We start from the raw sequence: 25,460 nt of genomic DNA on the forward strand, positions 1-25,460 counted from the left end.
TGGAGCCAAGTACATGCTCGTCAATAAGACACTGGCGCAGTTTTCGGACTGGTCGTACTTCACGGCCTTCGCCTTTTATCTTGTGGCCTTTGTTATTTCCATTGCCTACTACAGTCGTCGTATCGCGGCCGCTGAAGCGAAAAGCCAGGTTGCGGAACGCGAGCTGGTAGCCGCCGGTGCGGGTGAGGGAGCTACCACCGCTAGTGTTGCTGACTCGGGGGAGTCGGCGACGAAGTCGTCGGCAAGCGAGCCTAAGAACCAGGTGCTGACGAACCGACTCGGCGTTGTGACGGAAATGCTGATTTACGTCGGGGTGGCCGTGCACTTTGCATCGGTGCTGCTGCGTGGCCTGGCCGTGCAGCGTTTCCCGTGGGGCAACCTCTACGAGTACGTATCAGTTTCAATCCTCTTTGCTATGGCAATTGCAGCTGGCGTACTGCATCGTGAAACCATGCGTGTGTTCTGGCCGTGGCTGTTGGCTCCGATTCTGGCGCTGATGTTTTACGGTGGTAAGAACCTATATGTTGAGGCTGCTCCGGTGGTGCCGGCACTGCAGTCGATTTGGATTCCGGTTCACGTCTCGATTATTTCTATCGGGTGCAGTATCGCACTGATTTCCGGTGTTGCCTCGATTCTCTACATGCTGCGGATGTACAACCGCGAGGGCAAGGAAAAGGGCTTCCTGGGCAAACTGGTCGCGCCGCTGCCGGATGCTCAAAAGCTGGATGCGATTGCTTACCGCACCGCTATTTGGTCCTTCCCACTGTTCGGTCTGGGCATTGTGCTGGGCGCTATCTGGGCCGAGTCCGCATGGGGTCGTTACTGGGGCTGGGACCCGAAGGAGACCACCGCTCTGATCTCCTGGATTATCTACGCCCTGTACCTGCACGCTCGCGCGACTTCGGGTTGGCGTAATACGAAGGCCGCGTGGATCAACATCTTCGGTTTTGCCACCATGGTGTTCAACCTCTTCTTCATCAACCAGGTGGTTTCGGGCCTGCACTCCTACGCTGGTCTGAACTAAGTCTTCACACTTGTACAAAGCCGGCATCGCCGGGTGAACTAGAATCGCTTCCATGCGCGTTCTCGTCACCGGTGGTGCCGGCTTTATTGGTTCCAACTTCGTTCTCCGCACTCTGGCTACACGGCCCGATGTGAATGTCACGGTGCTGGACGCTTTCACCTATGCCGCGAACCCTGCGAGCTTGGATGGCGCGGACTGTGAAATCATCCGCGGCGATGTTCGTGACGCGGAGCTGATCGATCGCCTCGTGCCCCGCTTCGACGTGGTCGTCCACTTCGCCGCAGAGAGCCATAACGACAATTCGCTGGTGGACGCCGATCCCTTCGTCACCACTAATGTCATGGGCACCGTGAATCTGGCGAAGGCCTGCGCCACCCACGACGTCCGCCTTCACCACATCTCCACCGACGAGGTCTTCGGCGATCTCGCTCTCGACGATCCAGCACGCTTTACGACGGCCACCGCGTACAAACCCTCCAGCCCCTACTCGGCCTCCAAGGCTTCAGCGGATCACTTTGTCCGGGCGTGGGTGCGCAGCTTCGGGTTGGTTGCGACGATTAGTAACTGCTCGAACAACTACGGGCCGAGGCAGCATCCGGAGAAGCTGATTCCCCGCCAGATCTGTGGTCTGTTGCGCGGTCGTAGCCCTCGCGTGTACGGCACTGGCGAGAATGTTCGGGACTGGATTCACGTCGATGACCACAACGACGCGGTCTGGGCAATCTTGGATTCTGGCGAGGTGGGGGAGACCTACCTGATTGGTGCCGATGGCGAGCGTTCCAACCTCGACGTGGTCGGAGACATCCTGGAGGGCTTCGGTCGTGAGCGGTCCGACTTTGTCCATGTCACTGACCGCCCGGGGCACGACCGTCGTTATGCGATTGACCCCGCATCCATCCGCAGCCTTGGCTGGCAGCCGCGCTACCAAGACTTTTCCGCGGGGCTCGCCGAGACCATCGACTGGTATCGCGCCAACGAGTCCTGGTGGGCGGCGGCCTACGATGCCGCTGAGGCTGGCTACGCGGAGCGCGAGCAGGAGTTGTAGTTCGCTGCTGGGGCATGCCTAGCGAACCCTCAACGCACACTCAGTGCACACTCAACGCGTGCCACAGCCTCAGCCCGGGCGCCCCGTCTACACTTGTTACCCATGAGCCCTAAGAGCACATTCCAGCCCACTTCTATCGACGGCGTTTTCACCTTCGAACCGGTCATCCACGGCGACAGCCGCGGTAGTTTCCACGAGTGGTATCGCCTCGACGCATTCGCCGAGGCTACGGGCTACCCGTTCTTCCCGGAGCAGGCCAATATGAGTGTCTCCGCTGCAGGCGTTGTCCGCGGCCTGCACTTCGCTGACGTCAGCACCGCGCCAGATGGTCACCCCGGCCAGGCGAAGCTGGTCACCTGCCCCGTAGGCCACATCCTCGACATTGCGGTTGACCTGCGTCGCGGCTCCGACACCTTCGGCAAGGTTGAGGTTTTCGAGCTCGACAGCAAGACCCGCCGAGTGGTCTATCTGCCCAACGGCATCGGTCATGGTTTCGTCTCGCTTGCCGACGACTCCGTGCTCACCTACCTCACTTCCACCGGTTACAACCCGGAGGCGGAACGCGCTGTCAGCATCCAGGACCCGACTCTCGGAATTGATCTGGTCGCGCTACTGGCCAAGGGTGGTCTCACCGAAGCGGACATGATTCTCTCCGAGCGCGATCAGAAGGCTCCGACTATCGAGCAGTTCGAGGCCGAGGGCAATAAGCTCCCCAGTGAGTTTGACTGCAAGGATCTTGAGAACATGGCTCGCGACGAGTGGGCAATCGCCAACGAAGCGGCCGGGCAGTAAGGCAGAAAGGCGCGAGCACTATGAAGGGCATCATCCTCGCAGGTGGTACGGGCTCTCGGCTGTTTCCCATCACACTTGGCGTAAGCAAGCAGCTGGTTCCCGTCTATGACAAGCCGATGATCTACTACCCGCTGAGCACGCTGATGCTAGCGGGAATCAGGGACATCCTCGTCATCACCACGCCACATGATGCCCCGCAGTTTGAACGCTTGCTTGGCGACGGCTCGCAGTGGGGCCTCAACCTCACCTTTGCCACCCAAGACGAGCCCCGTGGTCTCGCTGAAGCGTTCATCATCGGTGCGGACCACATCGGCGATGACTCCGTTGCGCTCATCCTCGGCGACAACATCTTTTACGGTGCTGGCTTGGGCACGCAGCTGCGCCGCTTCCATAACGTCGATGGCGGAGCGATCTTCGCCTACTGGGTCGCAGATCCCACAGCCTATGGAGTCGTGGACTTCGACCAAAGCGGCAAAGCCGTGGCAATCCAGGAGAAACCGAAGAAACCACGCAGCCATTTCGCGGTGCCTGGTTTGTACTTCTATGATGCCGAGGTTGTTGAGATAGCTCGCTCGCTGCAACCGTCGTCACGCGGCGAATTGGAAATCACGGATGTTAACCGCGCCTACTTGGAGCGCGGGAAACTGCAGGTAGAGGTGCTGCCGCGCGGCACGGCATGGCTGGACACGGGCACGGTGGACAATCTGATGGCCGCGGGTGATTTCGTGCGCACGATTGAGCAGCGGCAGGGGCTAAAGATTGGCTCGCCGGAAGAGGTGGCGTGGCGCATGGGATTCATTGACGATGCTGCGCTTAGCGCGCGTGCCGACGCCCTCAGCGCCAGTGGCTACGGGGAATATCTACAGCAGTTGTTGCTGCGTGGCAAGGACGTTTAGTCAGTTTCGCCGGGATTATCGGGGTTGTCGTCCTGCTCCCGTTCGCGCCGCTCCTGCAGCTCCTGCTCACGTTTACGGCGATCGAATTCGGCCTTCTTGAGCTTCCAGAGAAACTCCGGATCATCGTCGGGAGCGAGCGGACGGGGTTCCGGTTGCGGAGCGGAAATACGTCGCATGCCGTTGCCGCGACTGCCGGGGCCAAATGCCTTCCACAGCATGACTACGACAAGGATGATGAACAGCAGCAGAATGAGCCGACCCATGTAATAGCTAACCTCCTGGATTTACCGACTAGAATACGCAACGAGTCCCGTAGTGCCCACGAGGGGTATCGCACTGCATGCGGTACGGCGTACAGAGTTCGTTAGGGTACAAAGGAACGTTGGACACGAACAGCCATGGACGCTAGCAACGCCCGGGCACAGCACAGGCGTAACACGTAGAGGTGAGGGTTTAATGACCAATCCAGCAGAGCAGGACAAGTTGGCTTCTGAGGCTGAAGTGGAGTCGACTCAGGCTCCGGCTTCAGCAGCTCCGAAGCAGTCAGCTCCTAGCTCCAAGAATGCTGGTCGCGGCAATGCCATGAAGGGGCTGTTCTGGTACGGCCTTGCTCGTCTGCTGCTATTCCTAGTGCTGTTCTTCATTCTGCTCGTGATTATCTACCTCGTTAATGTGCAGATTCCGGCTGCAATTACGGCTGTGTTCGCACTGATTATTGCGATGCCGCTGTCGGTTTTTGTGTTCCCGAAGCTGCGCGTCCAGGCCAATGAGTCTGTTGCAGTGTGGTCGGAGAACCTCCGCGCGCACAAGGAATACATTGCGCAGCAGATTAAGGACCGCGAGGAAAACTAGCGCACCTTCTCCAGGGCCCGCTCGATAGCCCGGTTCACCGCTTCCGGAGCCTCGAGCGGCAACATGTGGCCGGCCCCGTCGACTTCAACCAGTTCGGCGTCCGGCCACTTTTCCATAATTAGGTCTGCTTGCTTGCGCGGAGTGACATCGTCCTTCGTGCCCACCAGTACCGCTCCTGGCAAGCCCTCCAAGTAAGGCCCGGATGCGAACTCGTCGTGATCCTGCAGGTCGTCGAGATATCCCACGAAAGTTTCCAGCGGTGTTTCATTAATCATGGCCGCGTGGAACTCGATGATCTCGTAGTCCGTGCGCCGGGCGAACACCGCCACCGCCAACGACGGCGCCATCAGTGACGCGATTGCCTCGCGGAACTTGCGAATCTCCTTCGGCGAGGACTCAATTGCATTGCGCGCCGCATCCGCCACCGGGGACGCCAGAATCTGCGGCACACCCTGGGCGGCCAGCTTGTCGATAGACGTGGAAATCAACACTACGCCTGCTATCCGACGGCGAATGCTTTCCTCGGCAGCCCGCACCATGTGCAGTGCAATCAAACCGCCTAGCGAATGCCCAACCACGATGAGTTTTCCGGTCGCGGCACGCTCGGCGATCACGGCCAGCGCATCGGCCGCAGCCCCTTCGACCGTGCAGAGTGAAGCCGGAACCGCTCCGGTCTGGCCGTGGCCGCGCAGATCCATAGTCAACAGGCGTGCTTCCGGGTGCGACTTGCGCAGCGCGTTGAACTGCCGGTACCAGGACTCACCAGCCAGGGTGAAGCCGTGGACGAAGACGATGGTCACGGGTTCTTTGGCGGGTTCGCTAGGTTCAACCTCGTACCAGTGCACCGGAATATCGGTGGTGACAGCATCCGGCTTGTCGCTGGCCTTCCGCTCGTCGTCCTTGGCCGCAATCTCGGCCGTGACCGGTGCGGTCTTGATATGCACCACGCCGGTTGACGTGAGATCGGTGAGTCCCGGTTCACGGGTCTGCGAATGCAGCGCACCGTGCTCCAGCGCCAGTCGGCGGCGTCCCGATTTGGTCAAACGCAGAGCAGCGCTGCGGGCGAAAGCTGGAGCCTTGGCTGCTGTGTCGCCAACTCGGGTTGCGGCCTCCTGGACGTCGTCAAGCGCCTTGTGCGTCAGTGTGCGGAAGTCCATCGGTACCCCCTAGCTGAGCGCGAGTGCGAGTGCCGTAATGACGGACCAGGCAAGCATCATCTTGCCGGTAAGCCCCAGTACCGGGATGAGCTCCTTGCCCTTCTTATGCATGCGAATTGGCTCGGAGGCCTTCACCCACAGCGGCACGATGAGCAGACCCACCAGCGCCCATGGGCGCCAGAAAGCGATAAAGCTGCTGGCCAGCGCGGGCATGAGGGAGAGAATCTGCCAGACGATGCGGGTGCGGAAGTCGCCCAGGCGAACTGCCAAGGTGATCTTGCCGGTAGCGGCGTCGGTGGGGATGTCGCGCAAGTTGTTCGCCAGGTTTACGGCAGAGGACACCGAACCGATACCGATTGCGCAGGCCAGACCGACCCAGGACAGGGAGCCGGTCTGGGTGAACTCCGTACCGAGCACCGCGACGAGACCGAAGAAGACGAAGACCGAGACCTCGCCAAGGCCACGGTATCCGTAGGGATTCTTGCCGCCGGTGTAGAACCACGCCGCCGCGATGCACAGTGCACCGACCAGAATGAGCCACCACGCGCTCATCAGGGACAGCGCCACACCGGCAAGGCCCGCGACACCAAAGGCGCCGAATGCCGCGTACTTCACGACCTTCGGCTCCACCAGCCCCGAACCCGTCAGGCGCAGCGGGCCCGAGCGGTCATCGTCAGTGCCGCGGATGCCATCGGAGTAGTCGTTGGCGAAGTTCACGCCCACAATCAACGCCCACGCGACAACCAGCGCGAGCACCGCACGTCCCCAGATAATCGGCGCGTGCGTCGATGCCGCTCCGACACCGACGATGACCGGCGCAAACGCATTCGCCCAGGTATGGGGGCGCGCGCCTTCCAGCCAATCGCTTAACGACGCCGTTGCAGGACTCTTTGGTGCTTCAGACATGAATTAATAATAGGACGTGACACCAAATGCCTTGAACTAATGCGTGTCTGAATGAGCTAAAAGAGCGCCGCGACTTTCTTCCGGTCGACCTTGCCCGGACCAATCAGTGGCAGAGCCTCCACACGACGCAGGTCCTTCGGAATCATCCAGTGATTGATGCGCCCGGCGTCTTCAGCATCGCCGAGCCCGTCCATGACATCGCCGAGCTCAGCGGTGCCTTCATACGCTGCGACGATAGCGTGGCCGAGCCGTGGGTGCGGCACGCCGACTACGCAGGCTCCTGTTACTCCGTCGATGGCGAGCAGTTCACGTTCAAGGACTTCAGGGTGCAGCTTCAACCCGCCGGAGTCGATGATGGTGTCCAGGCGTCCTGTGATGACCAGTCGGCCATCGCGGATCTCGCCCGCATCGGAGGTGGCGAACCAACCTGGTTTATGGAAAGCCTCGTGACCGGGCGCGTTGCGGTAACCGTGTGCAATCATCGGCCCGCCCAGCCAAACACGACCATTTTCGATGGCGACCTGTGCGCCCTCGATGGGCTGTCCGTCATAGACGCAGCCGCCGGCTGTCTCGGAGGAACCATAGGTGGTCACGACGTTGATGCCCAGCTCTTCAGCGCGTGCTGCCACCTGCGGGTTCAAAGCTGCGCCGCCGACAAGTACGGCATCAAACAGGCGCAGGGCTGCCGCACCAAAGGGTTCTTCCATAGCCTTGGCCAGCTGCATCGGAGCCAGCGACGTGTAGGCGCGATCGCTGGTGAGGGTCTCGGCGCCGTCGGCGAATGCGGCAACATCAAAACCGTCGGTCACATCCACACACACCGGCTCCGTGCCCGCGAGCAGCGAACGAATGAGAACCTGCAGGCCAGCGATATGGTAGGCCGGCATCGCCAGCAGCCACTGCCCTTCACCGCCGAGCCACTGATGTGTAGCGGTAGCAGAGGAGACCAAGTTATCCACCGTCAGCTGTGCACCCTTCGGTGTGCCGGTGGAACCGGAAGTGCCGACAACAAGCGCGATGGACTCATCAATCGGCTCACCTGCGCGTTGCGAGTTCCGCAAGATTGAGGCGCGCGTGCCGTCGTGAAGCGGAACGGGAAGAAGAGAGACCTCACCGTCCAGCGCGGCGCGGAGGTCGGGCAGGATGGCGGTCGGGTCGTGGGGATTGACGGAAAGCAGGCTGAGCGTACGCACAACCCAAACCATAGCCCGTGTTGTGCCGTAGTTTCTGGTGGCGAGGTCGGAACAATCGTGGCCTCGGGCGCGTTGCGCAGACCAAAGACAGTCATAGATAGAAAGGCGTCGAAGATGGGTTGGATTTTTGGTAGGTCAGCGGAGCTGGTGCCGGAAGATGAGGCGCTCAAGGGCGGCTCGCACCCGGTATTGGAAGATCCTAAGCCGCATGCGGTGCTCGGCACGCCGGTCACCGGTCCATGGGAGGATGGCCAGGAGGTCGTCTACATCGGTATCGGCTGTTACTGGGGCGCTGAGAAGCTGTTTTGGGAAACACCGGGCGTGCTCAGCACATCGGTCGGGTTCGCCGGTGGCGTGACGCCAAATCCCACCTACCGCGAGTCCTGCACCGGACGCACCAACCACACCGAGATTGTGGAGGTCGTCTACGACCCGGAGCAGATTAGCTTCGACCAGCTGATCGCCAAGGCCTTCGAAGCCCACGATCCCACGCAGGGCTACCGCCAGGGCAATGACGTCGGCACGCAATACCGTTCCGCGATCTACACGACGACGCCCGAGCAAGCGCGCCGGGCACAGGAGATCGCCGATGCGTACGCGCCGAAGCTTGCCGACGCTGGCCTGGGTCCCATCACCACGGAGATTAAGCCACTCGCGGAGACCCCGGCAGGGGAGTACTACCGAGCCGAGGATGAGCATCAGCAGTACTTGTTTAAGAATCCGAACGGCTACTGCCCAGTGCATTCGACCGGCGTGGCCTGCGGAATTTAAAGGCGAAACTTCGTAGAACGCTTAATTGCGATTAGTAAAACTCACTGAGAAAAGTAAGGTGGTTATATTAATCCGATAGTCGAATAGGAGTGAACCCTTGTGGTGAAGCAAGTACTGCGCGTTGCATTTGCCTTCGTCGGCGTGGTCGTCGGCGCGGGCTTTGCGACGGGTCAGGAAATCATGCAATACTTCGTCGCCTTTGGCATCAATGGTGTCTGGGGTGCCGTTCTCTCAGCGGTAATCATGAGCCTGATGGCGATGATCATTTTGCAGCTGGGAAGCTATTTTCAGGCCAGCGAGCACGGCGAAGTTTTCCGACGCGTATCGCACCCCATCTTCTCGCGAGTACTGGACATTGGCGTGATTATCACGCTCTTCGCCACCGGGTTCGTCATGTTCGCCGGTGCCGGTGCCAACATGGAGCAGCAGTGGGGCATCCCTGTGTGGATCGGTGCCGTAATCATGGTGTTGGTGACCATTGCAGCCGGTTTCCTCGATGTTGACCGAGTGACCACAGTGATCGGTTCCATCACGCCGTTTATCGTCGGCTTTATCCTGCTGGCCAGTGTTTATACGCTGGCGTTCACCGATGCCACCCCGGCCGCGGAGCAGGCAGCTGCCGTTGCGGAAGTCCCGACTACCCTGCCGAACTGGGTTGTCGCCGCAGTGAACTATGTTGGTTTTAACCTGATGGTTGCGGTTTCCATGGCGATTGTTATTGGCGGTAGCCTGTTCAATCCCCGCGCCGCTGGAGCCGGTGGGTTTACCGGTGGTTTGATTTACTCCGCGATGCTGCTGATTACCACCATCACGCTGTTCCACACTGTTGGTACTGTCGCCACCGATGCCGTGCCAATGCTCACCGTCATTAATCGACTGCACCCGTGGCTGGGCCAGGCCATGGCCGTGGTAATCCTTGGCATGATCTTCAACACGGCACTTGGCATGTTCTACGCACTGGGGCGTCGCGTCACCGCAAATCACCCGGAAAAATTCAAGATTGTCTACGTCGCGCTGGTCTTGCTCGGTTTCGCCTTGAGCTTCATGGGCTTCCAGAACCTAATCGGTTGGGTCTACCCAATCCTGGGCTACATCGGTCTGCTGCTCATTACTGTCATGCTTGTTGCCTGGTTGCGCGGCCGCGAGCGCATCAGTGAAGAGACTTCCCGCCGCAAGCGCATCTTCCGCCTGGTCCGCCGTGGCCGGAACAAGGAGGCCCGCGAGGAGATTGAAGACTCCAACCTCAGTGTCGAAGAGGTCCGCGAGGCGATCGAGGAGTAGGTGGGCTGCTCGTAGCGCCGCCGTCAGTCTTGGGATCGGATCGCTTTCAATGATGTCGCCCGAGCCCAAGCCACGAACGCCGCCATCACAATGGCGGACACGAGAACCATCACTGGCCACCGATCGGGGTAATCACGGACTACCCAAGTCCATCCCCATTCCGAGGTCCACCACAACGGTGAGGCGCTGAGGACATCACCGCCAACCATCACCGCCCAACCGCCGAGCGCGACCGAGACAAAGATTGCGGCCGCCACACTTCGACGCGCAATTAAGCCGGTCACGGCCACAATCATCGCGGCCACAAGAGACGCGATTACCGCCTGGTACGGCCAGGGGTTAATGCCCGTCTGGCTATTGGTCTCGCCGCCTGCACCACTGATCACCACCGCAACCACCAGCACCGGCAGGAGAAACGCCATATCCAAGGCAAACAGTCGGAGCGTGATGCTGTGTCGCGCACGCCGATACATCAGTGCTGGCCAGGCATCGGCTTGCGAAGTCCATGTCATGATGGCCACCACGGTTGCGGCCGTCGGCACGCAGACGAAACTCAGCAGCCCCAGCGCATACTCCGGGTTCCACACCACACGCACGACCGCAAGTCCGGCAAGCATCAGCGCTGCGAGACTCCACCAGGTGCGCCAGGGAAGGGTCGCGCTCATGCCATGGCTTAACGACGAAGTGCTGCGTTCCCGGCCCGTCGGCAAGCTGAGAGATTTTCCGTGCGCAAGCAATGCGATGGCAAATAGACCTAGCCCGAGGAGTAAATGCAGCAACGCGGGCGGCAGGATGGCGATGTTCCAGATCTCGCTGTCGGCGGGAGCCGAGATGGAATTAGCCTGCACTCCGTGGATAGGTAACGTTGGGCGGATTGCCCAGGTCCACGGGAGAACTTTCCAGTTTGGGCTCATGGCGTCCAGTGTTCCTGCGATGGCCCAAGCGATGGAAGCGAGCGGAGCGAGGAAGAGAGCTGCGCGTGGCACAAGGCGCCATAGGGCAAGGCCGAATGTCCAGAAGACGAAGAATGACAACGTGCTAAAGAGCGTGAATTGCAATGCGGTGCTCACGCTCCGGGCAAGGAGTGCAGCCATCAATGCGTGACCGAGGGCCGCGGAGGCAATGACAGTGGCTGCGCGGGCAAGGAGCACTCGAGTGCCCGAGATATTGCGCCAGATTAGGCCGCCTTGGCGGAGTTTTTCTTCACGGTTTTGGCCGATGACGGACGTAATAGCAGCCAGGGGAGGAAGCAGGATAAGCGAGTAGATGTGGGCGCTCGCCATGGCGGTGGCGTCAACGCCTCTAGAAAAGACCATGCTGACCAGAGCGATTGCCACCATGATGATGGGAAGAAACATGGTGAGTGACCACTTTGCCCGCAGTAGCTCGGCGCGGAAGTAGCGGCGGGCAGGAACGGTGCGCGTGTTAAGAGTGCGCGTGTGCGGTTGAGTGCTCATCGGGCAACACCTACTGCGGTGAAGAAAGCTTGCTCGAGGGATTGACCAGCAGCCGCAAAGTCAGCCAGCGGGCCTTCGTAGACCAGTCGGCCACCAGCAAGGACGCCAAGGTGGTCAACGCTCTTCTCGACCTCTCCGAGTTGATGGGAGGACACCACGACGGCCTTGCCACTAGCGGCAAGATTTCGCAACAAGGTGCGCAGGCCCACGATAGCTTCGGGGTCGAGGCCGTTGGTGGGCTCGTCGAGAAGCACAATGTCGGGGTCGGTGAGCAGCGCCATCGCCAGGGAAAGACGAACCTTCATGCCCGTTGAGAAAGCGCGGCCACGCTTGTTACCAGCATGAAGCCCGACCAAGTCGAGGACTTCGGCGATACGGCTCTTGTCCGTGCCGGTCAGATGTGCGTGCACTTTGAGATTGTCGGTGGCTGAGAGCTGTGGGTAGAACGCCGGGCCATTGATGGAGGCGCCGATGCGGTCCAGGTCGACAACGGACCACGGGTGTCCCGCGATGCTGATTTCACCGGAGTAGGGAATTAGCCCAAGCACCGTGCTCATCAACGTGGATTTACCTGCGCCGTTGAGTCCCAATAGCCCGTAGACCTCGCCGGCGCGGACGTTCATATCGAGGCCGTTCAGGACAGGTTCGTTCTTGCCGTAGGAGACAGTGATGCCGCGCAGCTGAAGGAGGGGAGCGGCGGCGTCTGCGGAAGGGCCTGAGGTGGGGGTTGGTGCGTTCATGCCTTAAGTAATAGGAGTGTTTGGCACGGTTCGCGCCCTCCCTGAGGATGAGGTGGCGGAAATATCCTCCCTAGGGAGGAGGCGATAGCGAGGATGACGGTACCAGCGAGGAGAAGCTACAGCAGCCCGTTTTTCGCAGCCCAAATGACAAGATCCACGCGACTGCGTGAGCCTGTCTTGGTCAACAGGGATTTCACATGGGTTTTCACTGTCGTCGTGGCGACAACCAACCTGCGAGCAATTTCGTCATTGGAAAGCCCTTGGCAGACGAGGTTCAAAATCTCCTGTTCGCGGGGTGTGAATTGGGTTCCTGTGTGAGTGGGGTCTGAGTCAGCGCCATGTGTCGAGAACGCTCTCGCTGGCTGTCCTGAGTGCGGTGCGCGCGGTGAAACATGCCGCAACACCATCGGCGTCACCTTCGGATCGATGACTCCTTCACCACGGTGGATACGCATGATGGCCGAAAGCAGCTCACGGGGATTGGAGTCTTTGAGCAAAAAGCCTGCGGCCCCAGCTTCTAAAGCGCCGAGCACCAGGTTTTCTTCGCGGAAAGTGGTCAGTACCAAGACTTTTGGAGTGGAAGCGCGAGCCGCACCTCCGGACGGCACGCCTTGCACAATCTGTCGTGTGGCCTCGATACCGTCCATCACGGGCATTCGAATGTCCATGACGACCACATCGGCTCCGGAGGCACAACGCACAGCCTCGGTGCCGTCGCCCACGGCACCAATGACTTTCATCTGCGGGTGGGCATCAATAAGCTGCGCGAAAGACTGCCGAATCAAAGCCTGATCTTCAGCCACTAATACTCGAATTACATCCATTGCTCGTCTTTCTCAACAGGATTGACAGTCAGCCCTGCTTCGGTCGAACCGCTTACAGCCGAATACTGACGCGGAACATGCCGTCGCTTTCACCATAAGTCATCTCGCCACCGAGCTGAGCCACGCGTTCATCCAGACCAATCAGGCCAGCGCCAGCTCGCTTCCTGGGTTCCAAAGTTTCGCTCTCAGCCCGATTTGCAGTCACCAAATGAACCCGCGCCGGGCTGTCATCAGCGTCGGCAGGTGGATCGATTGCCAGTGCCAGCTGACCATCACCCGATGAGTGCTTGGCCATATTCGCGGCCAACTCCGTCACTGCCCGGACCAAAGTCAAACGCTTCGCGAGTGGCCAATCCGCCAGCGCCCCATAAGACTCCGGCAGAGTCACCGAAACATCGCGACCCGGCGGGCAGACAGCCGAAACTAGACGCGGAATCTCATTCGGGTCAGCGCTAATCTCGCCGCCTTCACGTAGTGCATCGACAAGCGCATGCACATCTCGCAACGATTGTTCTGCGGTCTGGGCAATACCTTCCAGCGTGGTCTTTTTAGCAGCGCGTTCCGCTCGTGAGTCATCTATCTCCGCCAGGTACAGAGCGGTTTGGGCCTGAACTTTAATAGAGGTGAGTCCGTGCCCCACGACGTCGTGAAGCTCCCTGGATAACTCCAGCTTGTTGAGCGCCACGACGTTCTCCAACTCTGCGGCATGTTCCTCGGCGTTGATGCGCAGCCACAGTGGCACTGCGTACGCGCTCGCCGTGATGAGCACCGCCGGTAGTCCGAAGACCAATAGTCGTTCCGGGGTAAAGCCGAAGGCAGGAACTGCCGGGTTGAGGAAGCTGCCAATCAACCCTAAAAACAGCCCAACGATGCCCCAGGTGCGATTCGGTTCCCACCTGGTCACAGCCCATAGAGATAGTGGGGCAGCAACAATAATGGGGTCTAACCCAAGGTTCACTGGGGATAGCCACACCAGCAAGGCGAGACCCGCCAGGGCAATGTACGTAATCACAAACGATGCATGCACTGCTTTACGACGAAACGCTGCGGCCCCGGCAATCATCGCGGACAGAATCACATTGGTGACATAAGTAAAGCTCGGGCCATAAGTAAGTAGCGGCGTCATGCTCAACCAGCAGCACAGCAGGAAAGCAGTCGCAATAGCGAGATCGGCAGTTGGGAACGAGCCGACAAAGAAACGTACCCGGCTGCGCCAGTCGAGTGGGGCAGGGGTCTGCGCGGTGGCAGGCTGTGCGTGCATGGAGGAAGCGGTGCGCTGCATGTGTCTAGGCTAGCGGTCGGTGGCTTGCGCGGTTTAGTGTGAGTTTTCCACTTGCCGGAATGTGATGTTGATGCGGCCCTCTTTAAGCCCGCACCCTTCCGGCAGTGTGCCCGGACGAGTCTTGGGCACACCATGAAACGCAAGCCGCTTCGGGCCACCAAACACAATCACATCCCCGCTGGCGAGAGTCACGTCATCCCAGGGCTTATTGCGGTTCTCCGTGCCGCCAATGCGGAACAGAGCCTCATCGCCGATAGAGAGTGACACAATCGGGGCAGGGGAGTTTTCGTTTCGGTCCTGGTGCATCCCCATGGTGGCCCCGGGTGGGTAGTAGTTGACCAACGCCATGTCGGGCCGAAAAGTGGAGGGCCACTGGTTGAGGGATTCGTCGTAAAGCGCGGCGGCACGAAGTGCTTCGGTGGCGAGCTGTAGCAGATTGTCAGGCACGGGCGGGACGCGAACGCCGCCTGCGTGCGTGACGTAGCGGTAGGGATTGGTGGCCCACATGCGGCCGAGATGCAGCATAAAGACCTGCATCTGACCACTTTTGAGCTGCGGGCGAGTCATGGCCAGGGGAGTGCCGGCAACGTCGCGGGCGATGTCGCGGAGTTGCGTGATGATGCCCGCCTGCCGGTCCAGGGGAAGCCATCCCGGCAAATGAACAACTCCCGGCGTGATGCGGGCATCGTCGCGCGGGAGTTGATCGAAGAGCATAGGTCTAGTTTGCCTCTTAACCCGCGATGATTGCGTTAACCGGGCGTGAAAGGAACTGTGGACCAATCTTGCCCAGGTAGCGCAGGATAAAGTCTGCCGCCGACACCGAGTAGAAGTGACGCTGGCGCTCAATGAAGTTCTGCGGGTGCGTTGCCTTCCACACAGCATCAGCGACCTGGTCCGGCGTGATGCGCACGCCAAGACGGCGGGTGGAACCAGCAGAAACGTCCGCCAGCTTGGTCTTCGCCCACAGCGGCATGATTGCGACGACGCGGATCTTGTCCTTGCGCCACTCCAGATCCAGAGCCTGCGTCAGACCAGAGACGTAGAACTTCGACGCGGAGTACGGCGCGATGTGCGGCTGGCCGTAGATGCCCGAAGCCGAACCCATGTTGACCAGGTGAGACCCCTTAGTGCGCTTCAGGTACGGGTGCGCCGCCTTCGCGCCCAGAGTCAGACCGGTGCAGTTGATGTCCACCTGCGCGCGAATAATCTCCGGCGACTGGTCGATGATATCGCCATCGCCGATGATGCCCGCGTTGTTGTCCAGCACCGTCAGCTTGCCGCCGGTGTGGGAGGTGAAGTCCGCAAGCGCGTCTTCCCACTGCTTAAAGTCCGTCACGTCCAGCTTGCCGACGATTACCTCCGGGCGCTCAGCCTTGAGCTTCGCCAGGGCATCCTCATTGATGTCGTAGACGCCTACGGTCCAGCCTGCAGCCAGGAACTTCTCGGCCACCGCGCGACCAATGCCCTGCGCGCCGCCGGAGATGAAAATGGACGGGGAATCAGAAGTGGCCATGGTGCCTCAATCCTGCCTTTTCTTACTGTTTTTATAAGTGGATAAATGTTATTCGCCAGCTTAGGCGAGCATTTGTTGTTTAACAGCGGATTGGTGGAAGTGTGACCCGATTACAAACGCGCCCTCTACACTGGCCACCATGAAACCCCTGAACATCCCACCAGGTCCCGGCATCCCAAAGGGCCTCGTCATCCCCGCGGCGGAGCTCACCGAACGCTTCGCGCGCTCCGGAGGGCCGGGCGGTCAGGGCGTTAACACCACCGACTCCAAGGTGCAGCTATCGGTCGATATCGCCGAGCTCAGCGTGCTGTCCGATGTCCACCGCCGCCGCGCTCTCCAGAACCTCAGCCACCGACTCGATGGCACCACCCTGACCGTGTCCGTCACCACGCAGCGCTCCCAGGTGCGCAACCGCGCGGAAGCCCGGCGTCGCATGGCGGATCTCATCCGAGAAGCCGTGCAGCCACCGCCTCCGAGGCGCCGGCGGACTCGACCGAGTCGGGCCTCGATTGCCCGTCGTAAAGCGCAGAAGCAGCGCCGCTCCGAGCTCAAAGCCAGCCGACGTCGCCCCAGCGCCTACTAGGGAATATGGGCTTTTCGCGCATCCGTTGCAATATAGATGGTATGAGCGAAAACCAGGCCCCTACCGAAAAGGCAGCTGAAGCTGTTGCGGAGTTCAACCGTGTGCCCTCGATTCTGTCTATCCAGTCGCATGTGAGCTATGGCCACGTGGGCAACTCCGCTGCGGTCTTCCCGCTGCAGCGCGCAGGTTTTGAAGTGTGGCCGGTCCACACCGTCGATTTCTCCAACCACACCGGCTACGGCCAGTGGCGCGGCCCGATGATTCCGGCCACGGATGTGCGCGAGGTCATCAAGGGTATCGATGAGCTGGGCAAGCTTGACGACGTCGATGCGATTATCTCCGGTTACCAGGGCGGTAGCGATATTGCGGATGTCATCATCGAGGCCGTGGCGATGGCCAAGCAGCGCAACCCGAAGGCCATTTACTCGTGTGACCCGGTGATGGGAAATGCCAAGAGCGGCTGCCACGTCTCGGATGACATTCCGCCGCTGCTGCGCGACAAGGTTGTGCCGGTGGCAGACGTGATTACGCCGAACCAGTTTGAGCTGGGATACCTGACGGGCCGCGAGGTCAACGACCTGGAGTCCACCATTGCGGCAGCCCATGCTGCTCGTGAGATGGGCCCGGAGGCCGTGTTGGTGACCAGTGTGCTGCGTCCGGAGCGCAAGGAGGGCGAGATTGAGATGCTCGCCGTCAATGGTGCGGGCGCATGGCTGGTGGCGACGCCGTACCTGCCCCTGAAGCGCAACGGTTCCGGCGATGTCGCGGCTGCGCTGTTTGCAGGCAACCTGCTGCGCGGTCGCGGTATTTACGGTGACCTTTCGGTCGCGTTGGGTAACACAGCGGCCAGTATCTTTGAGCTGCTGAAGGTCACGCACGAGTCCGGCTCTGGCGAGCTGGAGCTCGTGCGCGCGCAGGAGGCCTACGTTCACCCGGAGCAGCGTTTTGAGGTTACGAAGGTAGCGTAGCGCTTTATAAGCGAATATAGGGGGAGTCGATGGCGGCAGCACTTATGTGTTGCCGCCATCGTCGTACCAGGTCTTCGGGATTTTTCTGCCTTTTACCTGGGTTCTAAACATTTGCGCAACAAGAAGAAAAGATTTTGAACCATTGAAATAAAGTTTCCAATGAGTAGATAATGAAAACGGTTACTACTTAGTTGTGCCTATCCTTCAATAAAGGGGAGTAAATGTTTTCTACCCGCACGGGGCGAACCCTGGCTGTCTCGGTCTCTGCACTTGCGATTTGTGGCCTCGGGTTGACCGCCTGTTCGAACCCCGATGATAAGTCCGCCTCCGGTGCCGCCGGGGACTCCGGCGCCAGCGCCGAGCAGACCCTGGTCCTGCTGGATAACAACGAAACCGGCGGATACAACCCGGTTGCTGGTTACAGCAGGTCCGGCGATTCCCCGGTCTACGAGGGCCTTTTCCGGCTCAAGCCGGTGTCGGGTGACACCTCCACGAAGCCCGTCGACTTTGAGCCTCTGCTAGCCTCCGGCCCCGCCGAGCCGAGCAATGGCAACAAAACGTGGACCGTTCCAATCAAGGACGGAATCACCTTCTCCGACGGGACCACCTTCGGGCCGGAGGACGTCGTGGCGACCTACAAGGCCATCCTCGACGAGCGCTCGGCCTCCTCTGAGGCTCCGAACTGGGAAATGCTCGATGAGGTGCACGCCGACGGAGACAAGGTCGTCTTCGAGCTGAATATCCCGTACGCGGAATTCGATCACCAGCTCCTCAACGGCATCGCCCCGTCGGAGGCCTTCAACTTCGATGATTTGAAGCCCGCCGAGGACTCAGATCTCAATACCAAGCCCGTGGGAACTGGCCCGTTCAAGCTCGAATCTTTGCGTGCCGACGAGGCCATCTTCACGGCCCGCGAGGATTATCACGGCGGGGCCCCTGAGCTGAAGAAAGTCATTTACCGAGTCAATCAGGACGAAAACTCCCGTGCTCAGCAGCTGCGCGGCGGCGAGGGCGACGGAACCATTATGGAGCCGGCGTTGGCGCAGGAATTTGAAGGCCAGGAGGGATTCAAGGTCGAGTCGGCGCATTCGGCGGACTGGCGCGGAATCACCCTTCCAGCGGGCAACCCGGTCACCGGTGACCAGGCAATCCGCAATGCGGTCAACCTGGCTGTCAACCGTGAGGCCATGGCGAAAGACGTGATGAAGGGCCACGCGAAGCCGAACTCCACCTTCCTCGCGGACTTCTACGGCGACGCCTACGACCCGACCGCCGAGATCAAGCACGACACCGCGAAGGCCGAGAAGCTTCTCGACGACGCCGGGTGGAAGAAGGGCTCGGACGGCATCCGCGTCAAGGACGGCCAGCGCGCCGCGTTCGATGTCATCTACTTCCCGAACCGCGATCACGCCCGCACAGACCTGACGTTGGCCGCAGCCTCCGACCTGAAGAAGGTCGGCATTGAGGTCAATCCGGTCGCCCGTGATTCCAAGTCTGTCACCCGCGAGGACTACGCCAAGACCCCGGTCATGCTGGGAGGAGGCGGTACCCCGTACTCCGTCGACGGCCAGATCTACTCAATCTTGCACTCCAAGTACGCTGAGCCGGGTGCCGGTGCCAAGTGGGATAACGGCTCCGACTACGTCAACCCGGAGATCGACAAGCTGCTCGACCAGGCGCGCGTCGAAGCGGACCAGGCCAAGCGAGACGAGCTCTACCGTAAGATTCAGAAGCTCTACGCCGAAAAGCCCGCCATGCTGCAGCTGGTCTACGTTGACCATGTCTATGTCGAGCGCGACCGTGGCTACACGCACCCGGATGCCATCCTTGAGCCCCATGCCCACGGCCTGAACTTCGGCCCGTGGTTCAACCTGGGGGCATGGCACAAGTAAATGACAAAAGCCGAGCCACACCCACGTCCTCACCCTCGCTCGCGCCCGCACTCACACCCGCGTCTACACCCCTCTGAGCATCAACCCCGTTTCAAGAGCCGGAAACGGCAGGTCGCAGGAATCGTCGTGAGGCGAGTGCTGGTAGCCGTTCCCATCGTTGTGGCGGTGACGGCAGCAGTGTTCGCGCTGGCGGCGGTGAGCCCCTTCGACCCTTTGGATGCGTATCTCAAAGGTCAGGCGGGCAACCTGACCGAAGCGCAGAGAGTCTCGATTTCTCACCAGTTGGGGCTGGATAGGCCCTGGTGGGAGTCGTGGTTGGTGTGGCTGCAGGGCCTGGCGGTGGGCGACCTTGGCATTTCGAGGTCCTACTCACAGCCGGTGACGCAGGTGCTCGCCGAGCGTCTGCCGTGGACGATGCTGCTCGGCGCCTGCGGACTTGCCGGAGCTATCGCGCTGTCATTCGTTCTGGCACTGTGGGCTGCGGTGCGGCGCGGGGGAGTGCTAGACCGGCTAGTCCTGTCGATCTCGACGGTGATTCAGGCGACCCCGCCCTTCGTCGTTGCACTCGGCGGCCTCGGCCTTTTTGCGTTGGCCTGGAAGCTATTTCCCACCGGAGGCCTGACCTACCCGGGCGAGCCCGTGACTTTCTCCTCTACGGTGGCGCACCTTACGCTGCCAGCTGTCGTTCTTGCGATTACGCAGGTGCCGTGGCTGGTGCTGTCGTTGCGTGAGTCCATCGTCGAGGTCATGGACTCCGGCGCGGTCACCGGAGCGCAGGTCCGCGGCATTCCGCGCCGAACGATTATTTTCTCCCATATCCTGCCGACCGCAGTGCCGCCTTTCCTCGCGCTCATCGGCGCGCGACTGTCTGAGCTGGTCGTCGGATCGACACTGGTGGAGGCGGTCTTCGCGTGGCCTGGGCTCGGAACCGCGCTGGTCAAATCGGCTCAGAGCTTGGACTTTCCGCTGCTGAGCATTCTCACTATCGCGACGACGGCTATCGTCCTGCTCGGAAATCTGCTTGCCGACGTCGCCTTCGTCGTCCTCGACCCACGGGTGGATGCAGATGCTTAAAACGACAAAGAGGCCGGTCGCCCCGGTCGTGGCCGTGGCGTGCCTGGTCCTCATCGCTGCCTACGCCTTTTTAACTCCGCTGTTTCACGACTCCGACCTGGTGCTCACCGACTTCGCCAATTCCGGTGTCGCCCCGGGGCCTGAGCACTTCTTCGGTACCGATTCGAAGGGGCACGACGTTTTCGTTCGAGTTGCTGCGGGAATGCGCATTTCCCTTTTCATTGCACTGGTCACGGCAGTGTGCTCGGCGATCGTCGGTATCGTCCTCGGCGTTACCGCAGGCATGCTCGGCGGGCGCGTCGACCGCGTCATTATGCGCAGCGCCGACGTCACCAACGCGCTGCCGCACCTGCTACTGGGGCTGCTCATCGTCAGCCTTTTCCGAGGCTCGGTCCCCGCAATCATCATCTCCCTGGTACTGACGCACTGGGTGACCATCACCCGAACGGTCCGTGCGTCCGTGCTGCATCTGCGGGGCGCCGAGTTCGTCGAGGCCGCGCTCCTGTCCGGAATGAGCCGCGCACGCGTGCTAGCTCGGCACGTTGTTCCGGCGGCACTGGGGCAGTCCTTGGTCGGCCTTATCTTGCTGATCCCGCACGCAATCTGGCACGAGTCGACGCTGTCTTTCCTTGGGGTGGGCCTGCCGCCGCACAAGCCGTCTCTCGGGACTCTGCTTGCCGACGCCGAGGGCGCCCTGCTTCTCGGCCATTGGTGGATTTTGGTGTTTCCCTCGTTTTTCCTCGTCGCCACAACGTTGTGTATTGCGGCCGTCGGCACGCATTTGAAGGAGCGGGTGACCGGACAGGAGGTGCTGGTGTGAGTGCTCGGGAGGGCGTCGGCAAGCGAGAGAAGCTGCTGGACATTGAGAGACTGACAGTGCGGATTCCCCTGCGCGGTGGTGACGTGGTGCATGCCGCGACGGGCGTGTCCCTGACTGTGGGTAGGGGAGAGGTCGTCGCGGTTGTGGGTGAGTCGGGCTGCGGAAAGTCGATTATTGCCTCGGCGGTGGTTGGCATGCTGCCGCCGCACGCGAGAGTAGAGGGGCAGGTGCGTTTCTATCCGCGCGAAGGGGCAGCTGACAGTGGTGCAGAAGCGGAGAGGAACGCCGAGCCCATCGAAATTCTGGCGCGGCGACGTACCGGCGCGGGCCTTGCTCGCACTGACGAGGAGCTGGCGGGGCGGCAAATCGCGCTAGTACCGCAGTCGGCGGCGACGTTTTTGACACCGGTGCGCACGGTCGGGGCACAGCTAAAAGAAACAATTTCCGTTCTGGGGCGCAACCACACGGTGGAGGAGATGCTGCGGCGAGTCAGCCTGGATGCGGAGGTCGCGGCGCTGTATCCCCACGAACTTTCCGGGGGTATGGCGCAGCGCGCAGCAGTGGCATTCGCCCTGGCTGGCGACCCTGCTCTGGTGATTGCTGACGAGCCGACGGCCTCCCTCGACCCCGACCTGACCATGGCCCTGCTGCGCATGCTTCGCCAAATCGCCGACAGTGGTGTGGGAGTCATGCTAATTACGCACGACATTTCCGAGCTGCGCGATAGCGGCATCGCCGACCGAGTTGCAGTGATGTACGCATCGCGCCTTGAGGAGACGGGACCGGCAAAACAGGTGATTGAGGCCCCAGCCAGCGAATACATGCGCGACCTGCTCGCAGCGCTGCCCGAAAACGGCATGCGGCCGATGCCCGGCGTGGTGCCGAGCTTGACGAACCTGGACGAGGACTATTGCTACGCGCGCAGGCTCGAGGAGGCGGGGAAATGAACGAGGAGGCTGTGGTGAGTAAGGCGTTGGTGAGTGAGCAGGCTTCGGTGAGCTGTGACGCGCAGGCGAGTGGCAAAGCGCTGGTCGCCGAGAACGTGTCGAAGTCATTCGGCGCCAAGGACGGCTCTGCGAGAGTCGTTTTATCGGACGTTTCCATCAGGGTTGATCCAGGGCAGATCGTCGGGCTTCGTGGGCCTTCGGGGGCTGGCAAGTCCACGCTCGGCCGTATCCTCGCAGGCCTGGAAGTGCCCGATTTAGGGCAGTGCTTCTGCGACGGGGTGCCGGTCGGCGCTGTGCGCAGCCGCGCCGGGCAGCGGGTTCGTGGCCAGATTGGGATGGTGTTTCAGTCTCCCCGAAGGTCCTGCGACCCGCGGATGACTTTGGGGCGCACCATTCGCTCAGCCGCACGACAGGGGCGGCAAGGGCGGCGGGATGGTCAGCGAACCGGGAAAAGTGTGGACATCGACGAGCTCATCCGAAACGTTGGGCTGACTCCGGACCTTCTCGATCGCTTCCCTAGCCAGGTCTCAGACGGGCAGCTCCAGCGTGCCGCAGTCGCTCGCACCCTGGCCGCCGGTCCACGCTACCTCATCTGCGACGAGATGACCGCCATGCTCGACGCCGCCAACTCCGCGGCAATCGTCGAGGTCATCCGGGATTTCGCCGTATCTGGCGGCGGTGTTCTCATGATTAGCCATGAACACAGGCTTCTCGCCGCCGTGTGCGACGGCGTCCTCGCCTTAGAGTAGCGATATTGCTTAGCGCCCAGCTTGGAGTCATTGAACCTTCACTGCCTGTGATCGCCGATAGAATATAGGAATTAGGGTAGCCATACCTATGACAGGTAGTGTAGGCTCTCCTTTTGTTGGTTGAATGGTTGGCTATCAATCGTTACTTGCTTGAAGGACTTCTATTGATTGATTCAAAAACTCCAAAGCTTCGACTTTTGACCCGATCGGACTTGGAAGATATCGAACTCGAACCTTCGCTGGTTATCCGTGCAGTAGAAGATGGATACTTGGCATTCGCGGAAGGTTCCTCGCAGTGCCCGACAAAAATGATGATTGACTTACCGGTTGAGAGCCGGGACTCGATTGCTTTTTCGATGCTCGGTTTTGATGCCAACCGTGATCTCGTTGGATACAAGACCTCTTATCGCCACGGAAGCGACAACCCAGATAAGTACTACACCACCATTAGTCTCTACGACGATGAAAGCGGCATGCCATACGCGCTAATGGACTGCCAAAAAGTTGGAGCCTCGCGAACTCCCGCTACGACAGCATTGATTGCGCGAGAATGTGCACGCGCTGATGCGAAGACTGTGACTGTTTTTGGCACTGGGATTCAGTCAGTTAACACACTTTCCTACTTGGTCACAGCAGTGCCGAGCCTCGAAAAACTACAGCTGCATGGAACTCATCCGGGAGGATTAGAAAAAAGCCGGAAGTCGCTTAATCACTGGTTTCCCGAGCGGAATATCGAACTAGTTGAACGCGATGATGCTTCTGTTATGAAGGCAGTTCAAAGCAGCGATATCACCGTAGTTGCTTCCGGTCGTGCCTGGCACCCATCGATTCAAACTGAATGGATTCCCGAAGGTGGGCTGCTAATTTCTGTTGCTTCCAAGGGAATTGCGGATGGTGCTGTTGCTGCTGCAGACAGGGTAATTGCTACTAGTGCCGGACAGTTCGAGCTAGTTGGGCAGCGATTGCTCCAGGGCAAAGAAGTGGAATTGGATGCAACACTACCCGATATTCTCGCGCGAAAGGCCCCAGGGCGCACGAATGAAACTGACCGAGTTTTTGCATTCTCGACGGGAATGATTATTACGGATATTCCAGTTGCTCAGGAACTTGCGGTTCGTGCATTTTCTGCTGGGCGAGGTACGGAGGTGTCGCTATGGTCGTAACGCTCGCTGTCGGCACTACGGGAAATGAAAAGTGAACGATAAAACTTTTGCTTCTACACCCTCTGTGCCCAAGACCTCGACCCTGGTCCCGAAACAACGTGACTGGGCGAAAGATTTACTGTCAATTCCAAGTGACGGCGTCTCGGAACTAACTCGTTTAGCCACACTAGCGGCAGGGCCTTTTCATGTTCTAAATACTCAGGTTTTTCGCCAGAATTTGAATGCTTTTGCTGCTGTTTGCGAGCGTCACGGAGTCGACTCGCATATCTACTTCGCTCACAAAGCAAATAAGTCTGCGTGCTGGATCCCCGCAGTCGCCGAAGAGGGTCATCGCGTAGATGTTGCGAGCGGGGAGGAGCTCACCGGCGCTTTAGGCGCTGGTGTGTGTGCTGCCGACTTAGTTGTTACGGGTGCGGAAAAATCGCAATCGCTTTTGACTCTTGCTCTCAGGCAGAGAGTTCTAATTGCAGTAGATTCTCCGAGCGAACTATTCCGAATTAATTCGCTGGCTAAGGATCTTGGAGTCGTTGATGCTCCGGTGTTGATTAGGTTACTGCCTGAAGAACAGCCTGAGACTCGCTTCGGCACCTCCATGGCACAGTGGCTTCGAGAGCTTGAGGCCCTGCGAGAACAATCTAGTAATGGGATTGACTGTAGGGGCGTGACCTTCCATTTGAACGGATACAGTCCCGCTCAGCGTAACCGCCAAGCACATAAAGCTTTGGATTTTATGGAAATTCTTCGAATTAAAGGATGGACGGCAGAGATGCTGGACATAGGTGGAGGATTTTCGGTTCAGTATTGTGAGCCATCCCAGTGGGAAATGTTTCGGGAAAAGGTTATTGATTCACCGGATAAGCGAGACTATTTTCATTCTGGTCGAATTCCAGAAGGGCTTTATCCGTATGGTGGGCAGGGCAATGATGGCCCTGAAATGTTAGATGAAATTCTTTCGGGAGTAGCTAATTCGCCTTCAGTTGAGAGGATTGATAAAACTAGCACTTCGCTTGCGGAACGGCTAAAAAATGGGCGATTTCAGTTGGCCATTGAACCAGGCCGAGCGGCGTTAGATGGTTGTGGATTGAGCGTTTTTCCAATTCAGGGTGTGAAATGGAGAGACGACTACATAATTATTACTGTTGCGGGTTTAAGTATGAGCCTTTCTGAGCAATGGAAAGGCAGTGAATACATGCCTGACATGACGTTATGGGAGAATCCCGGCTCAGATGATGGCGCCAATTACATGGGCAGGCCTAGTGGTGGCAGTAATTGTCTATCGCGCTCGGTTGGTGTCTGTGTTGGCGGAAGTAGCTGTATGGAATATGACATGCTCACTTGGCGAAAGGTCCAAATGAATCGAATTCCGAGAGTTGGGGATTTGGTTATTTATCACAATACGGCTGGTTATCAGATGGACAAAAATGAAAGCGAATTTCATCAAATTCGCCTGCCCATGCGGTTTGTTTGGGAAGGTCGGGGAAGCTTGCCGAAAATAGATAGGCCTTTATATCGGGAATTGGTTTAAATGTCT

At 59.7% G+C, this 25,460-nt stretch carries 26 protein-coding genes; 16 read left to right on the forward strand and 10 right to left on the reverse strand.

The annotated features are described in order from the left end of the window. Positions 1-13 precede the first annotated feature (13 nt). The 4 genes from ccsB to rfbA all read left to right on the forward strand — a co-directional run bounded on the left by ccsB (position 14) and on the right by rfbA (position 3,757). Positions 14-1,024, forward strand: a complete 1,011-nt coding sequence (gene ccsB / locus EGX79_01735) for a c-type cytochrome biogenesis protein CcsB (GenBank protein AYX81017.1) — start codon at positions 14-16, stop codon at positions 1,022-1,024. Positions 1,025-1,076: 52 nt separating this feature from the next. Beyond that, positions 1,077-2,069 (forward strand): dTDP-glucose 4,6-dehydratase, encoded by a 993-nt coding sequence (gene rfbB / locus EGX79_01740; protein AYX81018.1) that lies wholly within the window; start codon positions 1,077-1,079, stop codon positions 2,067-2,069. Between the two features lie 102 nt (positions 2,070-2,171). Next, positions 2,172-2,861, forward strand: coding sequence for a dTDP-4-keto-6-deoxy-D-glucose epimerase (locus tag EGX79_01745; GenBank protein ID AYX81019.1), 690 nt, complete (start codon positions 2,172-2,174; stop codon positions 2,859-2,861). Positions 2,862-2,881: 20 nt separating this feature from the next. Next, complete coding sequence (gene rfbA, locus EGX79_01750) at positions 2,882-3,757, forward strand: glucose-1-phosphate thymidylyltransferase (protein ID AYX81020.1); 876 nt, start codon at positions 2,882-2,884, stop codon at positions 3,755-3,757. Here rfbA and EGX79_01755 read toward each other — a convergent pair. Further along, positions 3,754-4,020: a hypothetical protein gene (locus EGX79_01755; protein AYX81021.1), complete on the reverse strand. Its 267-nt coding sequence runs from the start codon at positions 4,018-4,020 to the stop codon at positions 3,754-3,756. The genes rfbA and EGX79_01755 overlap by 4 nt on opposite strands. Before the next feature lie 193 nt (positions 4,021-4,213). Here EGX79_01755 and EGX79_01760 point away from each other — a divergent pair, with 193 nt between their 5' ends. Further along, complete coding sequence (locus tag EGX79_01760; GenBank protein ID AYX81022.1) at positions 4,214-4,609, forward strand: DUF4229 domain-containing protein; 396 nt, start codon at positions 4,214-4,216, stop codon at positions 4,607-4,609. On the opposite strand, the gene EGX79_01765 is transcribed toward EGX79_01760, so the two are convergent. From EGX79_01765 to EGX79_01775, 3 genes are read right to left on the reverse strand one after another with little or no spacing between them, the layout of a single operon-like run. Further along, complete coding sequence (locus EGX79_01765) at positions 4,606-5,766, reverse strand: alpha/beta hydrolase (protein ID AYX81023.1); 1,161 nt, start codon at positions 5,764-5,766, stop codon at positions 4,606-4,608. The two genes, EGX79_01760 and EGX79_01765, sit on opposite strands and share 4 nt — an antisense overlap. Before the next feature lie 9 nt (positions 5,767-5,775). After that, positions 5,776-6,672 carry a 1,4-dihydroxy-2-naphthoate polyprenyltransferase gene (locus EGX79_01770; protein AYX81024.1) on the reverse strand — a complete coding sequence of 299 codons (897 nt, stop codon included), beginning with the start codon at positions 6,670-6,672 and terminating at the stop codon, positions 5,776-5,778. Between the two features lie 56 nt (positions 6,673-6,728). After that, positions 6,729-7,877 carry an o-succinylbenzoate--CoA ligase gene (locus EGX79_01775; GenBank protein ID AYX81025.1) on the reverse strand — a complete coding sequence of 383 codons (1,149 nt, stop codon included), beginning with the start codon at positions 7,875-7,877 and terminating at the stop codon, positions 6,729-6,731. 102 nt (positions 7,878-7,979) lie between these two features. On the opposite strand from EGX79_01775, the gene msrA reads away from it, so the two are divergent. Together msrA and EGX79_01785 are read left to right on the forward strand one after the other, a co-directional pair. After that, positions 7,980-8,636, forward strand: coding sequence for a peptide-methionine (S)-S-oxide reductase MsrA (gene msrA, locus EGX79_01780; protein AYX81026.1), 657 nt, complete (start codon positions 7,980-7,982; stop codon positions 8,634-8,636). A gap of 99 nt (positions 8,637-8,735) precedes the next feature. Then, positions 8,736-9,917 (forward strand): hypothetical protein, encoded by a 1,182-nt coding sequence (locus EGX79_01785; GenBank protein ID AYX81027.1) that lies wholly within the window; start codon positions 8,736-8,738, stop codon positions 9,915-9,917. 23 nt (positions 9,918-9,940) lie between these two features. Here EGX79_01785 and EGX79_01790 read toward each other — a convergent pair whose 3' ends face one another. The 6 genes from EGX79_01790 to EGX79_01815 form a co-directional block, all read right to left on the reverse strand. Further along, positions 9,941-11,374 (reverse strand): hypothetical protein, encoded by a 1,434-nt coding sequence (locus EGX79_01790; GenBank protein ID AYX81028.1) that lies wholly within the window; start codon positions 11,372-11,374, stop codon positions 9,941-9,943. Continuing rightward, a complete protein-coding gene (locus tag EGX79_01795; protein AYX81029.1) occupies positions 11,371-12,114 on the reverse strand; it encodes an ATP-binding cassette domain-containing protein in 744 nt (247 codons plus the stop codon). The genes EGX79_01790 and EGX79_01795 overlap by 4 nt, the downstream gene beginning before the upstream one ends. Before the next feature lie 116 nt (positions 12,115-12,230). Next, positions 12,231-12,938, reverse strand: coding sequence for a DNA-binding response regulator (locus tag EGX79_01800; protein ID AYX81030.1), 708 nt, complete (start codon positions 12,936-12,938; stop codon positions 12,231-12,233). A 52-nt stretch (positions 12,939-12,990) separates the two neighbouring features. Then, entirely contained in the window at positions 12,991-14,220 is a 1,230-nt protein-coding gene (locus EGX79_01805) for a two-component sensor histidine kinase (protein AYX81031.1), read from the reverse strand. Between the two features lie 33 nt (positions 14,221-14,253). After that, positions 14,254-14,934 carry an alpha-ketoglutarate-dependent dioxygenase AlkB gene (locus EGX79_01810; GenBank protein ID AYX81032.1) on the reverse strand — a complete coding sequence of 227 codons (681 nt, stop codon included), beginning with the start codon at positions 14,932-14,934 and terminating at the stop codon, positions 14,254-14,256. A 16-nt stretch (positions 14,935-14,950) separates the two neighbouring features. Then, positions 14,951-15,733, reverse strand: coding sequence for an SDR family oxidoreductase (locus tag EGX79_01815; protein ID AYX81033.1), 783 nt, complete (start codon positions 15,731-15,733; stop codon positions 14,951-14,953). A gap of 139 nt (positions 15,734-15,872) precedes the next feature. Here EGX79_01815 and EGX79_01820 point away from each other — a divergent pair, with 139 nt between their 5' ends. The 9 genes from EGX79_01820 (at position 15,873) to EGX79_01860 (ending at position 25,454) form a co-directional block, all read left to right on the forward strand. Continuing rightward, a complete protein-coding gene (locus tag EGX79_01820) occupies positions 15,873-16,316 on the forward strand; it encodes an aminoacyl-tRNA hydrolase (protein ID AYX81034.1) in 444 nt (147 codons plus the stop codon). A gap of 101 nt (positions 16,317-16,417) precedes the next feature. After that, positions 16,418-17,284 carry a pyridoxal kinase PdxY gene (gene pdxY, locus EGX79_01825; protein ID AYX82676.1) on the forward strand — a complete coding sequence of 289 codons (867 nt, stop codon included), beginning with the start codon at positions 16,418-16,420 and terminating at the stop codon, positions 17,282-17,284. Positions 17,285-17,505: 221 nt separating this feature from the next. Then, the gene (locus tag EGX79_01830) at positions 17,506-19,176 is read left to right on the forward strand and encodes an ABC transporter substrate-binding protein (GenBank protein ID AYX81035.1); all 1,671 of its coding nucleotides are present in this window, start codon (positions 17,506-17,508) and stop codon (positions 19,174-19,176) included. Positions 19,177-19,296: 120 nt separating this feature from the next. Further along, positions 19,297-20,250, forward strand: coding sequence for an ABC transporter permease (locus EGX79_01835; protein AYX82677.1), 954 nt, complete (start codon positions 19,297-19,299; stop codon positions 20,248-20,250). After that, entirely contained in the window at positions 20,243-21,070 is an 828-nt protein-coding gene (locus EGX79_01840; GenBank protein AYX81036.1) for an ABC transporter permease, read from the forward strand. Before EGX79_01835 ends, EGX79_01840 begins: the two co-directional genes overlap by 8 nt. Then, positions 21,067-22,017, forward strand: a complete 951-nt coding sequence (locus EGX79_01845) for an ABC transporter ATP-binding protein (protein ID AYX81037.1) — start codon at positions 21,067-21,069, stop codon at positions 22,015-22,017. The genes EGX79_01840 and EGX79_01845 overlap by 4 nt, the downstream gene beginning before the upstream one ends. Then, positions 22,014-22,766, forward strand: coding sequence for an ATP-binding cassette domain-containing protein (locus EGX79_01850; protein ID AYX81038.1), 753 nt, complete (start codon positions 22,014-22,016; stop codon positions 22,764-22,766). The genes EGX79_01845 and EGX79_01850 overlap by 4 nt, the downstream gene beginning before the upstream one ends. A gap of 164 nt (positions 22,767-22,930) precedes the next feature. Beyond that, positions 22,931-23,929: an ornithine cyclodeaminase gene (locus tag EGX79_01855; GenBank protein ID AYX82678.1), complete on the forward strand. Its 999-nt coding sequence runs from the start codon at positions 22,931-22,933 to the stop codon at positions 23,927-23,929. Between the two features lie 31 nt (positions 23,930-23,960). After that, complete coding sequence (locus EGX79_01860) at positions 23,961-25,454, forward strand: hypothetical protein (protein AYX81039.1); 1,494 nt, start codon at positions 23,961-23,963, stop codon at positions 25,452-25,454. Positions 25,455-25,460: the final 6 nt, after the last annotated feature.

Origin of the sequence: Corynebacterium jeikeium, assembly GCA_003955985.1 — a bacterium.
GTDB classification, from domain to species: Bacteria; Actinomycetota; Actinomycetes; order Mycobacteriales; family Mycobacteriaceae; genus Corynebacterium; species Corynebacterium jeikeium_D.

Excerpts from the sequence above, each read along its gene's own strand:
- ccsB (AYX81017.1), top strand. The coding sequence starts at position 14 with ATGCTCGTCAATAAGACACTGGCGCAGTTTTCGGACTGGTCGTACTTC.
- rfbB (AYX81018.1), top strand. The coding sequence starts at position 1,077 with ATGCGCGTTCTCGTCACCGGTGGTGCCGGCTTTATTGGTTCCAACTTC.
- EGX79_01745 (AYX81019.1), top strand. The coding sequence starts at position 2,172 with ATGAGCCCTAAGAGCACATTCCAGCCCACTTCTATCGACGGCGTTTTC.
- rfbA (AYX81020.1), top strand. The coding sequence starts at position 2,882 with ATGAAGGGCATCATCCTCGCAGGTGGTACGGGCTCTCGGCTGTTTCCC.
- EGX79_01755 (AYX81021.1), bottom strand. The coding sequence starts at position 4,020 with ATGGGTCGGCTCATTCTGCTGCTGTTCATCATCCTTGTCGTAGTCATG.
- EGX79_01760 (AYX81022.1), top strand. The coding sequence starts at position 4,214 with ATGACCAATCCAGCAGAGCAGGACAAGTTGGCTTCTGAGGCTGAAGTG.
- EGX79_01765 (AYX81023.1), bottom strand. The coding sequence starts at position 5,766 with ATGGACTTCCGCACACTGACGCACAAGGCGCTTGACGACGTCCAGGAG.
- EGX79_01770 (AYX81024.1), bottom strand. The coding sequence starts at position 6,672 with ATGTCTGAAGCACCAAAGAGTCCTGCAACGGCGTCGTTAAGCGATTGG.
- EGX79_01775 (AYX81025.1), bottom strand. The coding sequence starts at position 7,877 with ATGGTTTGGGTTGTGCGTACGCTCAGCCTGCTTTCCGTCAATCCCCAC.
- msrA (AYX81026.1), top strand. The coding sequence starts at position 7,980 with ATGGGTTGGATTTTTGGTAGGTCAGCGGAGCTGGTGCCGGAAGATGAG.
- EGX79_01790 (AYX81028.1), bottom strand. The coding sequence starts at position 11,374 with ATGAGCACTCAACCGCACACGCGCACTCTTAACACGCGCACCGTTCCT.
- EGX79_01795 (AYX81029.1), bottom strand. The coding sequence starts at position 12,114 with ATGAACGCACCAACCCCCACCTCAGGCCCTTCCGCAGACGCCGCCGCT.
- EGX79_01800 (AYX81030.1), bottom strand. The coding sequence starts at position 12,938 with ATGGATGTAATTCGAGTATTAGTGGCTGAAGATCAGGCTTTGATTCGG.
- EGX79_01805 (AYX81031.1), bottom strand. The coding sequence starts at position 14,220 with ATGCAGCGCACCGCTTCCTCCATGCACGCACAGCCTGCCACCGCGCAG.
- EGX79_01810 (AYX81032.1), bottom strand. The coding sequence starts at position 14,934 with ATGCTCTTCGATCAACTCCCGCGCGACGATGCCCGCATCACGCCGGGA.
- EGX79_01815 (AYX81033.1), bottom strand. The coding sequence starts at position 15,733 with ATGGCCACTTCTGATTCCCCGTCCATTTTCATCTCCGGCGGCGCGCAG.
- EGX79_01820 (AYX81034.1), top strand. The coding sequence starts at position 15,873 with ATGAAACCCCTGAACATCCCACCAGGTCCCGGCATCCCAAAGGGCCTC.
- EGX79_01830 (AYX81035.1), top strand. The coding sequence starts at position 17,506 with ATGTTTTCTACCCGCACGGGGCGAACCCTGGCTGTCTCGGTCTCTGCA.
- EGX79_01840 (AYX81036.1), top strand. The coding sequence starts at position 20,243 with ATGCTTAAAACGACAAAGAGGCCGGTCGCCCCGGTCGTGGCCGTGGCG.
- EGX79_01850 (AYX81038.1), top strand. The coding sequence starts at position 22,014 with ATGAACGAGGAGGCTGTGGTGAGTAAGGCGTTGGTGAGTGAGCAGGCT.